This window comes from Neorhizobium sp. 05N33 (assembly GCF_056397445.1).
On record NZ_JBFTNK010000003.1, the window covers coordinates 331,636 to 344,827 of the forward strand.

The 13,192-nt window shown below is 62.0% G+C and carries 13 protein-coding genes and 1 tRNA gene; 6 read left to right on the forward strand and 8 right to left on the reverse strand.

The window, feature by feature from the left end; all coding sequences use genetic code 11:
- Positions 1–15: 15 nt before the first annotated feature.
- On the reverse strand, positions 16–900 hold the full coding sequence (locus AC1DLT_RS10350) for an AraC family transcriptional regulator (protein ID WP_477486678.1): 885 nt from the start codon (positions 898–900) through the stop codon (positions 16–18).
- Between the two features lie 249 nt (positions 901–1,149).
- Here AC1DLT_RS10350 and AC1DLT_RS10355 point away from each other — a divergent pair, with 249 nt between their 5' ends.
- Positions 1,150–1,647 carry a histidine kinase gene (locus AC1DLT_RS10355; RefSeq protein ID WP_477486679.1) on the forward strand — a complete coding sequence of 166 codons (498 nt, stop codon included), beginning with the start codon at positions 1,150–1,152 and terminating at the stop codon, positions 1,645–1,647.
- 64 nt (positions 1,648–1,711) lie between these two features.
- Here the strand turns inward: AC1DLT_RS10355 and AC1DLT_RS10360 are convergent, their stop codons facing one another.
- The 3 genes from AC1DLT_RS10360 to AC1DLT_RS10370 form a co-directional block, all read right to left on the reverse strand.
- Complete coding sequence (locus AC1DLT_RS10360) at positions 1,712–2,422, reverse strand: alpha/beta fold hydrolase (RefSeq protein WP_477486680.1); 711 nt, start codon at positions 2,420–2,422, stop codon at positions 1,712–1,714.
- Between the two features lie 98 nt (positions 2,423–2,520).
- Entirely contained in the window at positions 2,521–3,576 is a 1,056-nt protein-coding gene (locus tag AC1DLT_RS10365) for a dipeptidase (RefSeq protein WP_477486681.1), read from the reverse strand.
- Positions 3,577–3,629: 53 nt separating this feature from the next.
- The gene (locus AC1DLT_RS10370) at positions 3,630–5,699 is read right to left on the reverse strand and encodes an ATP-dependent helicase (RefSeq protein ID WP_477486682.1); all 2,070 of its coding nucleotides are present in this window, start codon (positions 5,697–5,699) and stop codon (positions 3,630–3,632) included.
- A 321-nt stretch (positions 5,700–6,020) separates the two neighbouring features.
- Here AC1DLT_RS10370 and AC1DLT_RS10375 point away from each other — a divergent pair, with 321 nt between their 5' ends.
- From AC1DLT_RS10375 to AC1DLT_RS10385, 3 genes are all read left to right on the forward strand, one after another.
- On the forward strand, positions 6,021–7,034 hold the full coding sequence (locus AC1DLT_RS10375; RefSeq protein WP_255759258.1) for an iron ABC transporter substrate-binding protein: 1,014 nt from the start codon (positions 6,021–6,023) through the stop codon (positions 7,032–7,034).
- A 71-nt stretch (positions 7,035–7,105) separates the two neighbouring features.
- Entirely contained in the window at positions 7,106–8,674 is a 1,569-nt protein-coding gene (locus AC1DLT_RS10380) for an ABC transporter permease (protein WP_477486683.1), read from the forward strand.
- The gene (locus AC1DLT_RS10385; protein ID WP_477486684.1) at positions 8,671–9,720 is read left to right on the forward strand and encodes an ABC transporter ATP-binding protein; all 1,050 of its coding nucleotides are present in this window, start codon (positions 8,671–8,673) and stop codon (positions 9,718–9,720) included. Before AC1DLT_RS10380 ends, AC1DLT_RS10385 begins: the two co-directional genes overlap by 4 nt.
- Positions 9,721–9,786: 66 nt before the next feature.
- Here AC1DLT_RS10385 and AC1DLT_RS10390 read toward each other — a convergent pair whose 3' ends face one another.
- On the reverse strand, positions 9,787–10,590 hold the full coding sequence (locus AC1DLT_RS10390; RefSeq protein ID WP_477486685.1) for an inositol monophosphatase family protein: 804 nt from the start codon (positions 10,588–10,590) through the stop codon (positions 9,787–9,789).
- Between the two features lie 157 nt (positions 10,591–10,747).
- On the opposite strand from AC1DLT_RS10390, the gene AC1DLT_RS10395 reads away from it, so the two are divergent.
- Positions 10,748–10,921, forward strand: a complete 174-nt coding sequence (locus AC1DLT_RS10395) for a DUF1328 domain-containing protein (RefSeq protein WP_038545141.1) — start codon at positions 10,748–10,750, stop codon at positions 10,919–10,921.
- A gap of 232 nt (positions 10,922–11,153) precedes the next feature.
- Here AC1DLT_RS10395 and AC1DLT_RS10400 read toward each other — a convergent pair whose 3' ends face one another.
- The 3 genes from AC1DLT_RS10400 to cpdR1 form a co-directional block, all read right to left on the reverse strand.
- The gene (locus AC1DLT_RS10400; protein WP_038545138.1) at positions 11,154–11,393 is read right to left on the reverse strand and encodes a hypothetical protein; all 240 of its coding nucleotides are present in this window, start codon (positions 11,391–11,393) and stop codon (positions 11,154–11,156) included.
- 172 nt (positions 11,394–11,565) lie between these two features.
- Positions 11,566–11,640: transfer RNA gene (locus AC1DLT_RS10405), tRNA-Val, on the reverse strand.
- Positions 11,641–11,757: 117 nt separating this feature from the next.
- Positions 11,758–12,120 (reverse strand): response regulator CpdR1, encoded by a 363-nt coding sequence (gene cpdR1 / locus AC1DLT_RS10410; RefSeq protein ID WP_037077221.1) that lies wholly within the window; start codon positions 12,118–12,120, stop codon positions 11,758–11,760.
- 184 nt (positions 12,121–12,304) lie between these two features.
- Between cpdR1 and AC1DLT_RS10415 the strand changes: the two genes are divergently transcribed.
- A complete protein-coding gene (locus AC1DLT_RS10415; RefSeq protein ID WP_247038363.1) occupies positions 12,305–13,192 on the forward strand; it encodes an N-formylglutamate amidohydrolase in 888 nt (295 codons plus the stop codon).

Consider the following 13,192-nt stretch of genomic DNA (forward strand, 5'->3'; position numbering starts at 1 on the left):
CGCCGTTCACCCCTACTATTTCAAGGGCAGGAACAGTTCCACGACGACATCATGGACCTGCGCGCCCGGGAAGAGGGAGAAGTGCCGCTGGCAATAGATGGGGAAGTCGCGTGCGTCCTCCCCACTGGCTGGAAGCCAATCCCGATAAAGAAAGAGCGCGGCGGGTTCTAAATTGTGGGTATCATGGAAGACGCGCAGGACCGCACAGCGCCCGCCCGGAATTACGCCTGGTTTCATCTGTGCGTCATCGGACGCAATCGGCAGGTCAGTCCCGACACACAGGTCCATGCTATAATCGGCCGGGATCGCAGGCGTCCTCTCAGAACGGAAGACGTTGAAGGTCGGGCTAGTCTCAGGCGATAAGCCGGCCGCCTTGCGCCAGGCAATGAAGCGCTCGATGGTATCGCCGAGTGTTGCCCGGTCGCCCCGATGCTCCATGATCGCCACCGGCATCGGGGGGACATCGCGGATAGTCACGTCGTCGTTGGTATAGGTAATCTGCATGAGCTTGCTCCTCGCATTGTTCAAAGGCCCGAAGGCCGCAAGCCACGGTGCCCAGTCGGGCGACTTCCGGAATGATGAAGGCGATTGGCCAAGCCTTTGCCGAAAGGCGCGGGCAAAGGCGTCGGGTGCATCGTAACCGGCATCCATCGCTACGTCCGTGACGCTTGGAGCGTCCTTCGAAGCCAGCCGGTGCGAAGCGTGCTTCAAACGCGCAAGCTGGACATAGCGATGCACGGACACCCCGAAGGTGGACGCGAACTGCCGGTGGAAATGGTATTTCGAGAACGCCGCGACGCCGCTCAACACGTCCAGGCCCAGATCATCGTCCAGGTGCTGGTCGATATGGTCCAGCACCCGCTGCATTCGGGCATGGTAGTTTTCAAGTGGCGCCTTCATAGTCTTCCTCCGTGGCGACAGCATCTACGCCCTTTCAAATATGACGCGCTCGACCGATCTTGCGGTTTGGCATGGATCAGCAGGTGCCTGCCAGCGATGGCGGAAGGGGAGGTGGCAAACCCTAACGCGAGTTTGGCCGGATCGCCGGCTTTTGAGCGTTTGCTCCACCCATTCTTAAAGGGCTGCGTGCTAAATGGTTTTTGCCGCCGGTTAAAGCATCTGCGGTTCCCATCTTTCTAGGATTCCCAGATGAAAAAAGCTCTTCTCATTGGCATGCTCGTCCTGGCCGCTCCCGCGCTGGCCCAGGCGAAAACACTCAAATTCCCGAGCGACGCTCCGATCGCCAGCATCAATATCCCCGATAGCTGGAACCCGAAGGAAACCGAGACCGGCGTCGATGCCACGTCCAAGGACAGCGCCGTCTATCTCTCCGCCGATGTTGCGGAACTGAAGTCGATGGACAAGACGGTATCCGACGCCATCGATTTCCTAAAGGAGGCTGGCGTCACCGTCGATCCCAAGACGATAAAGGAAACTCCGGTCGAGGAGTTCAACGGCATGCAGATGACCACGCTCGACTGGGACGGCAAGGACGAGAACGGTCCGGTGAGCGTCGGGCTTGCACTGATCCAGACGTCGCCGACCAAAGGCCTCGTCGTCACCTATTGGGGAACCAAGGGCGACGAGGAAAAGCACCAGAAGGAACTCGTCGACATCCTGTTGTCGATCAAGCCGATCGGAAAGTGATATCGGCTGCGGCGGCGGTTGTTTCCGTCGCCGCTTTCGTCTCGTCGGACTGAGTGGCGAAAAGTCAGCCGATGAAATCGTGGATGATGTGGGCGACCTGTTCCGGCATTTCGAGCTGCAACATGTGGCCGCTCGGCACCTCCATGGATGCCCAGGACGGATCGGCGCCAAGCTTGGCGTAGATGCCGGAAAAGATCTTCGACTGGTCGATATTGGCCGAGACGTAAAGCCTTTTCGTGATCTTCTGATGGTCACCCGACAGTTTGATCTTCTGGATCATCGTCGCGAACGGCTGCGGTGAACGGCTGGTCATGTAGTGGCGCAGATGTTCCGGCACGCGGGTCGCGTGACGGGCAGGAGGCGGCACCGCGACGCCGCCGAGTTCGCCAGCCATGGCGAGGTTGGCCATCGCCACTTCCGGACCGAGCAGATCGAGCGCCGACTGGCCGTTTTCCGGCAGGAAAGCGTCGAGATAGGTCAGCGTGTGGATGCGGGCCGCGAAACGATCGGCGACCCCTGTGATCACCATGCCGCCATAGGAATGGCCGACGAGGTCGAACTCCTCCAGGCCTTCCGATTCGACAAGGCCGCAGACATCGCCGATATGGGTGTCGAGATTGATGGCGCCAGAGAAGAGGTGAGTGCGTTCGCCGAGCCCGGTGAGGCTCGGCACAAAGACCTGGTGGCCCATGCCCCGCAGAATATCGGCAACCGGCGTCCAGCTCGCGCTCGAACCCCAGGCACCCTGCACCAGAACGATTTTACGGCTGGCCATTCATCCCCTCCCGTCTGAACGATGCCGGTTGTTTCCCATCCGGCTCCGGTGGAGTCAATGCGACAGGTGGGGGGACAGGTTTGGCGGGATACGGCTGTTCAGCCGTTCTTCCAGGTGAGGCGGAAGACGCGGAGCCAGTTGTCGAAGGCGAATTTTCTCAAGGTAGGCTCGTCGAAACCGGCTTTGCGCATGGCAGCGAAGAGATGCGGCAGGCCGCTTGCATCCCCGATCTCGCGGGGCACGACTGTGCCGTCGAAGTCCGACCCGAGCGCCACGCGGTCCACGCCAACGCGGTCGATCAGATATCCGATGTGGGAGACGACGGTGTCGAGAGGGGTGTTTTCGTCCAGATGTGCATCGGCACGGATATCGTAGACGACGAGATTGAAGCCGATGACCCCGTCTGTATCGCGGATGGCGTCAAGCTGCCGATCGGTGAGATTGCGGGTGGAGGGGCAGAGGGCATGGGCACAGGCATGCGTGGCGACGAGGGGAGCGGTGCTCAAGGCCGCCACATTCCAGAAGCCCCGTTCGTTCAGATGCGCAAGGTCGATCATGATGCCGAGGGCATTACAGGCTCTCACCAGTTCCCTTCCAATATCCGTCAGGCCCGGGCCGGTGTCGGGAGACCTCGGATAAGCGAAGGGCACGCCGTAGCCGAATATGTTGGGGCGGCTCCAGACCAGGCCGAGGGAGCGGAGACCTGCCGTATGGAGGATATGGAGATAGTCGAAATCGGGACCGATCGCCTCTGCGCCTTCCATATGAAGAACGACCGCGAAGGCGGATTCCGCCCGGGCGGTCTCGACGCTGCCGACATCGGTCGCGAGGCGCATCCGGCCACTTGAGCGCCGGATCAACAGATTGATGGCGGCAAGCTGGGCGTCAATCAGCCGGCGGGCATAACCCTCTTCCAGGGCGTCTGCATAACGAACCTCGTAACCATCATTGGTGACCGTCAGATCGTTTTCCGGCTTGCGCTCCGGATAGGCATGCAGCGCAAACAATCCGCCGACCAGGTGCCCTTCGATCGCGCGGGGAAGATCGAGATGGCCGGTCTTCGACCGGATGAGGAAGTCCCGACCCCCAGGCTTATAGTCCAGCATGAACTGGACTGAATCGTTATGCCCGTCGAAGACTGCGATTTTTTCCATAAGAATTCGTCCGGTTCCGGGGCAGATTGCTGGCGAGTCTTAGGACAGTTTTGTTACCGCCACATGCCGCGCATGCGGGGGGTGACGTCGATGCGGACCTGGTGGCGGGCCTGCCGTTCGGCGTCGGTCATCTGGGCGACGATCGGCCAGGCGGCGGTTTCGAAGAATTGCAGAAGCGTCGCCGGGATGAAACGGGTGCGGGCGGCATAGACGTGGCGGTCGCCCTGCGACGCCTGGCCGTGCACGAAGAAACGCTGCGGCGTCATCAGATGCAGGTGGTCCTTCGCCCGCGTCATCGCGACATAGAGGAGGCGGCGTTCCTCCTCGACCTCGGCGGTCGAACCGACGCCGAGGTCGGAGGGGATGCAGCCGTCGACGCAGTTCAGGAGGAAGACCGACCGCCATTCCTGACCCTTCGACGAATGGATGGTCGAGAGGATGAGATAGTCCTCGTCGAGCAAGGGAGTGCCGGATTCGGCGCTGGTCGCATCCGGCGGATCGAGCGTCAGTTCGGTAAGGAAGCGTTCACGGGAGGTATAGCCAGAGGCGATCTGCTCGAGCTGCAAAAGGTCGGCCTTGCGGGTTTCGGCGTCCTCGTGAATTCGGATGAGATGCGGTTCGTACCAGAGACGGGCGAGGCCGATTTCGGACGGCCAGCCCTGGCCTTTGCGGACGGCGGCGAGCATTTCGACGAAGGCGGGCCAGTCTGCACCGGACCGCGGCGGGGCCGGGATTTCCTGGAGGGCCGCAAGCGGCTCGGGATCGGCGGCGATGGCGTCGAGGATTTTTCCAGCCGTCTGGGGGCCGATGCCGGGGATGAGCTGCATCAGCCGGAAACCGGCGACGCGGTCGCGCGGGTTCTGGGCGAAACGCAGCGCCGCCAGCATGTCCTTGACATGGGCGCTGTCCAAAAACTTCAGGCCGCCGAATTTCACGAAGGGAATGTTGCGGCGGGTGAGCTCGACTTCGAGCGGGCCGGAATGATGCGAGGAGCGGAAGAGCACGGCCTGGCTTTTCAGCGTCATGCCGGTCTCGCGGTTTTCGAGGATCTTTTCGACGATGTAATTGGCCTGTTCGGCCTCGTCCTTGACGGCAACGAGGCGGGGGCGCTCTTCCGACTGGCGCTCGGTCCAGAGGTTCTTGGTAAAGCGCTCGCGGGCGAGATCGATGACGCCGTTGGCGGCGGCCAGAATCGTATTGGTCGAGCGGTAATTGCGGTCGAGCGTGACGATGTTGGCCGGCGGATCGAACGTGTTCGGGAAATCGAGGATGTTGCGGATCGTGGCGGCGCGGAAGGAATAGATCGACTGCGCATCGTCGCCGACGACGGTGAGGCCGATACCGCCGGGTTTCATCGCCATCAGGATCGACGATTGCAGCCGGTTGGTGTCCTGGTATTCGTCGACGAGGACGTGGTCGAAACGGCCGCCGACATCCTCAGCAATCGCCGGCTCGCTCATCATCTGCGCCCAGTAGAGCAGGAGGTCATCGTAATCCAGCACGTTCTGGGCCTGCTTGGCCTCGACATAGGAGGCGAACAGTTCGCGCAGCTGCTTTTCCCAGGCGGAGCACCAGGGGAAATAGAGTTTCAGCACGTCGTCGAGCGGCGTTTCCGAATTCACCGCGCGGGAATAGATCTGCAGGCAGGTGCCCTTGGTCGGAAACCGGTTCTCTGTTTTCGAGAAGCCGAGTTCGTGACGCACGAGGTTCATCAGGTCGGCGGAATCTTCCCGGTCGTGGATGGTGAAGTCGTGGTCGAGGCCGATCTGGTCGGCGTGAAGGCGCAGCAGGCGGGCGCCGATGCCGTGGAAGGTGCCGGCCCAGGAGAGCGCGTCGGTCATGATGCCGGCATTGGCGCCCAGAACCTGCGCGCAGATGCGCTCGACGCGGCGGCCCATTTCCGAGGCCGCGCGGCGGGAAAAGGTCATCAACAGGATGCGGCGTGGATCGGCGCCCGAGACGATCAGATGCGCGACACGATGGGCGAGCGTGTTGGTCTTGCCAGAACCGGCGCCGGCGATGACCAGCAAAGGCCCGGCCGGGCCGCCTTTGGGCACGTCCGAGCCGTGCTCCACCGCGCGCCGCTGCGCGTCATTCAGCTTTTCCAGATAAGCAACAGCCATGCCCGTTCCCGATGTGTTCGAATTAGCCATAGCTGATTCGTGCGCCTGCGCGGAAATCCGCATCGCCGTGCATGCGGCAAGTCACCAACTTGCATGCGTGCCGGGACATTGCGATCATGTCGGCGGCGGTATTTCCGCCCAGATGCAATTGCGTTCCAAGGGCTGGTGCCGCGACCAATTCGCTTCCGGCCCTGTATCTGTTTGTATTTCAAACGTAAATCACGCTTTTGTTATGCGGCCTCTCGAAATAAACTTGACCACAAATCTCTGCTTTGGTTATGACGGCCTCGTCAAATTCCTGACTCTCTTGCGGAGGCGATCTTGAAAACTTCGTTCACCTTGGCTGCGGGCGTTGCCCTGGCTGTTTCTGTTCTCGCTCTTTCCTCGCCGGCTTCGGCGCAGGTCAAGGATAGCCTGACCATCTACAATGCCCAGCACGAGGGGCTGACCAAGGAATGGGCGCAGGCCTTCACGGAAGAGACCGGCATCGTCGTTACCATCCGCCAGGGCGGCGACCTCGAAATCGCCAACCAGATCGTTCAGGAAGGCGCCAATTCGCCGGCCGACGTGTTCCTCACCGAAAACTCGCCGGCCATGGCGCTGGTGGACGGCAAGGGCCTGTTCGCACCGATCGACAAGGCGACGCTCGACCAGGTTCTGCCGGGCTTCCATCCGGCCAACGGCAACTGGGTCGGCATCGCTGCCCGCTCGACGGTTTTTGCCTATGACAAGACCAAGCTGACGGAAGACAAGCTGCCGAAGTCGATGCTCGACCTTGCCAAGCCGGAATGGAAGGGCCGCTGGACGGCTTCTCCGTCGGGCGCCGACTTCCAGGCGATCGTCGGCGCGCTGCTGCAGCTCAAGGGCGAGGAAGCGACCGCCGCCTGGCTGAAGGGCATGAAGGAAAACGCGACCCCCATCCGCGGCAATTCGACCGCGATGAAGGCGGTCAATGCTGGCCAGTTCGAAGGCGCGCTGATCTATCACTACTACTATTTCGGCGACGTGGCGAAGACCGGCGAAAACACCAAGAACGTCGGCATGCATTATTTCAAAAACCAGGATCCGGGTGCTTTCGTGTCGATCTCAGGTGGCGGCATCCTCGCCTCCTCGAAACACAAGGAACAGGCCCAGGCCTTCCTGAAGTGGGTCACCGGCAAGGGCGGCCAAAAGGTCCTGCGCGACGGCACCTCCTTTGAATACGCCGTCGGCAAGGGCGAGGCTTCCAACAAGATGCTGACCCCGATCGCCGACCTGCAGGCCCCGAAGGTCGAGCCCTCGACCCTCAACAACGCCAAGGTCACCGACATGATGACCGCCGCCGGCCTGCTCTAAAAGCGGTCGATAACAGTTGCATGGAGACATCGCAGGGCGTACCTGCGATGTCTCGTATTTTCGGACCGTCAATGACTTCCACCACAGATACCCGGATCTCCATCGCGCCGCGACACCGCCTGCCGGCGGCATCGTTCTGGACGTTGACGATCGCGGTCGTGGTGGCTTTGCTGGCGCTCCTGCCGCTCGGCTTCGTGTTGTGGGCGGCGGCGGTGACCGGCTGGGAGATGGCCTCGCAGCTGATCTTCCGCTCGCGGGTCGGCGAGCTGCTGGCCAATACCGTCCTGCTCGTCGTCTTCACCATTCCGATCTGCGCCGTGCTTGGCGTTTCGCTCGCCTGGCTGACGGAACGCAGCGACCTGCCGGGCGCGCGTTTCTGGTCCTGGCTTTGCGTCACGCCGCTGGCCGTGCCGGCCTTCGTGCATTCCTATGCCTGGATCGGGCAGTGGCCCGGTTTCAACGGCCTTCCCGCCGGCGTGGCGATCTCGGTCGTCGCCTATTTTCCGTTTCTCTATCTTCCGCTTTCGGCCGCCTTCCGGCTGCTCGACCCGGCGCTTGAGGACCAGGCGGCGTCGCTGGGGCTTGCTCCTTTCGCCGTTTTCCGGCGTGTTGTGCTGCCGCAGCTGCGGCTTGCCCTTTGCGGCGGGGCGCTGCTGGTCGGCCTGCATCTGCTGGCCGAATACGGGTTGTTTGCGATGATCCGCTTCGACACGTTCACGACCGCGATCATCGACCAGTTCCAGTCCACCTATAACGGCGTTGCCGCCTACATGCTGGCGCTGGTGCTGGTGCTCTGCTGTTTCGTGCTGCTCGGCCTCGAAGCCTCGTTGCGCGGCCGCAGCCGGTATGCGCGGCTCGGGTCGGGCGTCGCTCGGCGGCCGAAGGTCGCAAGGCTCGGCAAGTGGAAATACGCGGCCTTGCTCGTGCCTGCGGTCACCGCCGCGTTTGCGCTCGGCATCCCGGTGCTGACCCTTGGTCGCTGGCTGATTGCCGGCGGTGCAGGTGTGTGGCGGATCGACGAGGTTGGGCTGGCGCTGTGGCAGACGCTGGTCATCTGCCTGATCGGCGGGATCGCCACGACCGCCGCCGCCGTGCCGATTGCCTGGCTTTCCGTGCGCCGGCCGACCCGTGCCAGCCGGTTCCTCGAAGGCTGCTATTATCTCGCGAGCTCGATGCCGGGCGTCGTCGTGGCGCTGGCGCTGGTGACGATCACCGTGCGGGCCATGCTGCCGCTCTACCAGAGCGTTGCCACCATCGTGCTTGCCTATGTGGTGATGTTTTTGCCGCGCGCGCTGGTGAGCTTGCGCGCCAGTATTGCGCAGGTGCCGGTCGAGATCGAACAGGCTGCGGCAAGCTTGGGGCGTTCGCCGGGCAATGCGCTGCTCGCGACGACGATCCGGCTTGCGGCACCGGGCGCTGCGGCGGGCGTCGCACTCTCCTCGCTGGGCATCATGAACGAGCTCACCGCCACCCAGATGCTGGCGCCGAACGGCACCCGCACGCTCGCCATGGCCTTCTGGGCGCTGACCGGCGAGATCGACTATGCCGGCGCTGCGCCCTATGCGGTGCTGATGGTCGCCTTTTCGCTGCCGCTCACCTTTCTTCTCCATCACCAATCGAAAAAGATCGCCGGGCGATGACGCTGCTTACCCTGACCTCCCTGCGCAAACAGTACGGCTCCGTGGCCGCCCTCGACGGCGTCGACCTGTCGGTGACAGCCGGCAGCCGCACGGCGATTGTCGGCCCGTCCGGCTGCGGCAAGACTACGCTGCTGCGCCTGGTTGCCGGCTTCGACGCTCCGGATGAGGGCCGCATTGTGTTCGATGGGCGGACGCTTGCCGACGGCTCGTCCCAGGTGCCGGCGCACAAGCGCGGCATCGGCATCGTGGCGCAGGACGGCTGCCTGTTCCCGCATCTGACGATCCGCCAGAATATCGGTTTCGGGCTCGATGCGGAGGCCTCGATCAAGAATGCGCGCATCGCGGAGTTGATGGACATGGTCGGGCTCGACCAGGCCATGCTCTCCCGCAAGCCGGACCAGCTCTCAGGCGGCCAGCAGCAGCGCGTGGCGCTTGCGAGGGCCTTGGCCCGCAAGCCGCGGCTGATGCTGCTCGACGAGCCCTTCTCGGCCCTGGATACGGGTCTGAGGGCGGCGACCCGCAAAGCGGTGACCGATGTGCTGACCGCGGCCGGCATCACCACGCTTCTGGTCACCCACGACCAAGGTGAGGCGCTCGCCTTTGCCGACCAGGTGGCCGTGATGCGTGCCGGCCGGTTCGCACAGGTGGGGAGCCCGCGCGAGGTCTATTCGCGGCCGGTCGATGCGGCGACAGCGGCGTTTCTCGGCGAGGCGATCGTTCTGCCGGCCGACATCGCCGGCGGACAGGCAAAAAGCCCGCTGGGCGTGCTGCCGGTCGACGACGTCGCCTATCGCGGCAAAGGCGAGATCATGCTGCGGCCCGAACAGGTTACCGTCATGCAGGATAGCAGCCCGGACGGCAGCAAGGGCGCCTCGGGGACGATCACCGACATCAATTTCTGTGGTCCGACCTCGGACGTGCGAATCAGGCTTGGCAGCGATCCGCAAGGTTTCTCCTTCCGGCTCGACATTCCGAGCCGCGAGGCGCTTGCCGCCGGGGATCGGGTGACGATCGGTGTGGCGGGAGCCGCCCACCTCTTCCGGTAAGCCGGCGTGCCACAACTACAGGCCGCCTGAAAAAGGATCTGTGACTTTCAGGATTCTACGGGGCCTTCATCGCCGAAGGTGTGCCGCGATCTCGTCGTGAATGGCAGGCGAGGAGAACAGGACCGCGTTTCCGGATAGATCAGGCGGAATGTTTTCAGAAACGCCTGCAAGGTGGCTGCGGGTTACACCAGCCTCCGTCGCGATAAGCCCCGCGGCGGCGACGTCCCACGGGAACAGCGTTTCCGTATGGGCATCCAGCCGTCCGGCTGCGACATAGGCGATATCCAGAACCGGCGCCGCGCCGCGCCGGATGTCCTGGCACATCGACAGAATTATCCGCACCCGTTCCAGCAGCGGACCGGGATCGCTTTTTTCATGCGGGAAACCGGTGCTGACGATCGAACGCGCCAGGCTATCCGGCGAGGACGCCCGGATCGGGCGGCCGTTCAGAAAGGCGCCCTGGCCCTTCGCCGCGGTGAATGTTTCGCCCAAAGCAGGCGCATGGACGCAACCCGCCAGAACGTCACCATCCATGGCGAAAGCGACCGAAATGCCGAAATAGGGATGTCCCCTTGCGTAATTCGCGGTTCCGTCGATCGGGTCGATAATCCACAAGGGACCTGAGTAATCGAAGCGGTGGCTGTCGGCGTCTTCTTCCGAGAGGATGCGGTGGAGGGGAAACTCGGCCTTGATCGCCGCCTGGATAATCTCGTCCGAGAGCAGGTCGGCGCCGGTCACCAGATCGCTTGGTCCCTTGAAGCGGACCTGGCTGCGGGATGCTTCCCACTGTTCGATCACTGCATTCCCAGCCGCGACGGCGGCTTTACTGGCAAGAGACAGCATCCGGTCGTATTCGGTGCTCAATATCATGTGTCGCAATCCAATTCACGTTTCGCGGATATCGCGCAGCGGGCAGGGGCATATTGGAGATACGCCGCTTCGCAGTCGAGGCTTACGAGTGGCACGTTTATGGAACCCTGGAACATTTCTTCGCGTTATCGGACCATCAACGTGAAGGAACAATTCCATGCTGAAATGGGCTCTCATCTTCCTCGTCATCTCGCTGATTTCCGGCTTCCTCGGCTTTTCCGGCATTTCCGCCGCGACGGCAGGGATCGCGAAAATCCTGTTCTTCATCTTCCTTGTCGTTTTCCTGATCTTCGTCGTGCTCGCCTTTGCGGCCGGCAATGCGATTCTCTGAATCTCCTGGCGTCCCGCGGGTGAAGCGCAAGGAATCGGGCCGCTGAAACAAAAAAGCCCCGCCGAAGGTCGGGCGGGGCAAATTGGGGAAAATCCGCATCAGTGACGCGGTGGGTCGCATTTGGCATATTCCATGTCGTGCTACGAGGCGGGTTGAGGCCGATTCGGTACGCTCGAGCGAAAAAAACAGACCGGTCTCGATGCGGCGAGACTGCTCTGCGCAGATGCGGAGGTCAGGGGCGCGACGGATGTTTCTGGGCGAACACGAGCAGCTTCCAGACTACCGGGCCAAGGACGGTATGCTCGTGATGGATTTGCGGGATGGCGGCGGCCTTGTGGACGACGATCTCGTCGCCGCAGGTCCGGCACCGGTAGATCCCGGCATTCGGCACTTTCTGTCCGGGCATCCAGTCCTTGTCGAAGGCCGGCGCGCCGGTCTGGACGAGATGCTCCAAATTCTTGAACTGCGCCATGCTATACTCCCCTTGATTTTGTAACACCATAACAGGCGCAAATGACCAAATCGCCAGCAAGGCTGGTGAAGAGTTTGGGGCGAAGATGTGCCGTTTTGGAACGAATTCGTTAAGGGAGGGGTCAGAAACGAAGAAATCCGCCGAAGCGGATTTCTCAACGTTTTGAACTGGATGGTGGGCGTGACAGGGATTGAACCTGTGACCCCTACGATGTCAACGTAGTGCTCTCCCGCTGAGCTACACGCCCATCCGTGGCGGCGCATAGACCATAGACTGGTCGGGCCGTCAACAGGTTTTTGCCAGGAAATGCGAAGGTTTTTTGAAGGCCTTGCAGATCAGGGCTTTTGCGGCCGGATTTCCGGTTTCAGGCCGCCAGAAGCTTGTTCACTTCGTCCACCAGATCGCGCAGGTGGAAGGGCTTCGACAGCACCTTGGCATCCTTCGGGGCCTTGGAATCGGAGTTCAGCGCGACGGCGGCAAAACCGGTGATGAACATCACCTTCAGGTCAGGATCGAGTTCGGTCGCCCGGCGGGCGAGTTCGATCCCGTCCATTTCCGGCATGACGATGTCGGTCAGGAGCAGCGAGAAGGGTTCTTCGCGCAGGCGATCGTAAGCGCTCGCGCCGTTGTCGAAGGACGCGACCTTGTAGCCCGCCTTTTCAAGCGCCTTCACCAGGAAACGACGCATGTCGTTATCGTCTTCGGCGAGAAGGATTTTCTGAATCATCTCCAGGACCGTTATCCAATGCAAATTTTTAGAGTTGTCGGTATCTCTTACACTGCCTACGCGCGGTAAACATCCGTTTAATGAGGGTGTAAGAGGATTTGGTAGGGTATAGATAGTATGGACTTCGCCTCGGGCAACTGGCAACATGAGTTCCTGAACAAGTTCGTGACATGGTAAAGGCAGGATGGATTGCAACGTAGGTGATTTTGGACATTTCGAAGTGAGGGAGCCCGCCACGCAGACTATCCCCTTCGTCTTCAATTCGCCTCATAGCGGCAGCTTCTACCCGCCTGAATTTCTCGCCGAGAGCGGCCTCGATTCGCTCGCCATCCGTCGCTCCGCAGACCATTATGTCGACGAGCTTTTCGCAGACGCGCCGGAACTCGGTGCGCCGCTGCTTCTTGCTCATTTCCCGCGCGCTTATCTCGACGTCAACCGCGAGCCCTACGAGCTCGATCCGCGGATGTTCGACGGGCCTTTGCCGCCTTTCGTCAATATCGGCTCTATGCGGGTCGCAGGCGGGCTGGGCACGATTCCGCGGATCGTCGCCGAAAACATGGAAATCTACCGCCGCCGGCTGCCGGTCGACGAGGCGATGTCCCGCATCGAAACGATCTACAAGCCTTACCACGCCTGCCTTCGCAAACTGATCGCCCGCACCCATGCCCGCTTCGGGCTTGCCATCCTGATCGACTGCCACTCGATGCCGGGCAATATCCGGCTTTCCGGTTCGGATGTGCGGCCCGACTTCATTATCGGCGACCGCTACGGCACCAGTGCGTCTGCCGAGCTCTCTCGGGCGGCGATGCAATTCCTCGACGGCATGGGTTTTTCGGCGGTGCGCAACAAACCTTATGCCGGTGGCTTCATTACCGAACATTACGGACGGCCAGTGCGTGGCCTGCACGCGCTGCAGATCGAGATCAACCGCGCGCTCTACGTGGACGAGATGACGCTTGCTCGACGGCCGGAATTCCCGGTGATCGCAGCCGCACTTTCGACCTTCATGCGGCAGATGGCGGACTTCGTCGTCGACTTCGCAGGCGGCGACAGCGCGCTCGCAGCCGAATAG

Coding starts and splice junctions, on each gene's coding strand:
- AC1DLT_RS10350 (WP_477486678.1), bottom strand. CDS start 900: ATGAAGGCGCCACTTGAAAACTACCATGCCCGAATGCAGCGGGTGCTG.
- AC1DLT_RS10355 (WP_477486679.1), top strand. CDS start 1,150: ATGAAAAAAGCTCTTCTCATTGGCATGCTCGTCCTGGCCGCTCCCGCG.
- AC1DLT_RS10360 (WP_477486680.1), bottom strand. CDS start 2,422: ATGGCCAGCCGTAAAATCGTTCTGGTGCAGGGTGCCTGGGGTTCGAGC.
- AC1DLT_RS10365 (WP_477486681.1), bottom strand. CDS start 3,576: ATGGAAAAAATCGCAGTCTTCGACGGGCATAACGATTCAGTCCAGTTC.
- AC1DLT_RS10370 (WP_477486682.1), bottom strand. CDS start 5,699: ATGGCTGTTGCTTATCTGGAAAAGCTGAATGACGCGCAGCGGCGCGCG.
- AC1DLT_RS10380 (WP_477486683.1), top strand. CDS start 7,106: ATGACTTCCACCACAGATACCCGGATCTCCATCGCGCCGCGACACCGC.
- AC1DLT_RS10385 (WP_477486684.1), top strand. CDS start 8,671: ATGACGCTGCTTACCCTGACCTCCCTGCGCAAACAGTACGGCTCCGTG.
- AC1DLT_RS10390 (WP_477486685.1), bottom strand. CDS start 10,590: ATGATATTGAGCACCGAATACGACCGGATGCTGTCTCTTGCCAGTAAA.
- AC1DLT_RS10395 (WP_038545141.1), top strand. CDS start 10,748: ATGCTGAAATGGGCTCTCATCTTCCTCGTCATCTCGCTGATTTCCGGC.
- AC1DLT_RS10400 (WP_038545138.1), bottom strand. CDS start 11,393: ATGGCGCAGTTCAAGAATTTGGAGCATCTCGTCCAGACCGGCGCGCCG.
- cpdR1 (WP_037077221.1), bottom strand. CDS start 12,120: ATGATTCAGAAAATCCTTCTCGCCGAAGACGATAACGACATGCGTCGT.
- AC1DLT_RS10415 (WP_247038363.1), top strand. CDS start 12,305: ATGGATTGCAACGTAGGTGATTTTGGACATTTCGAAGTGAGGGAGCCC.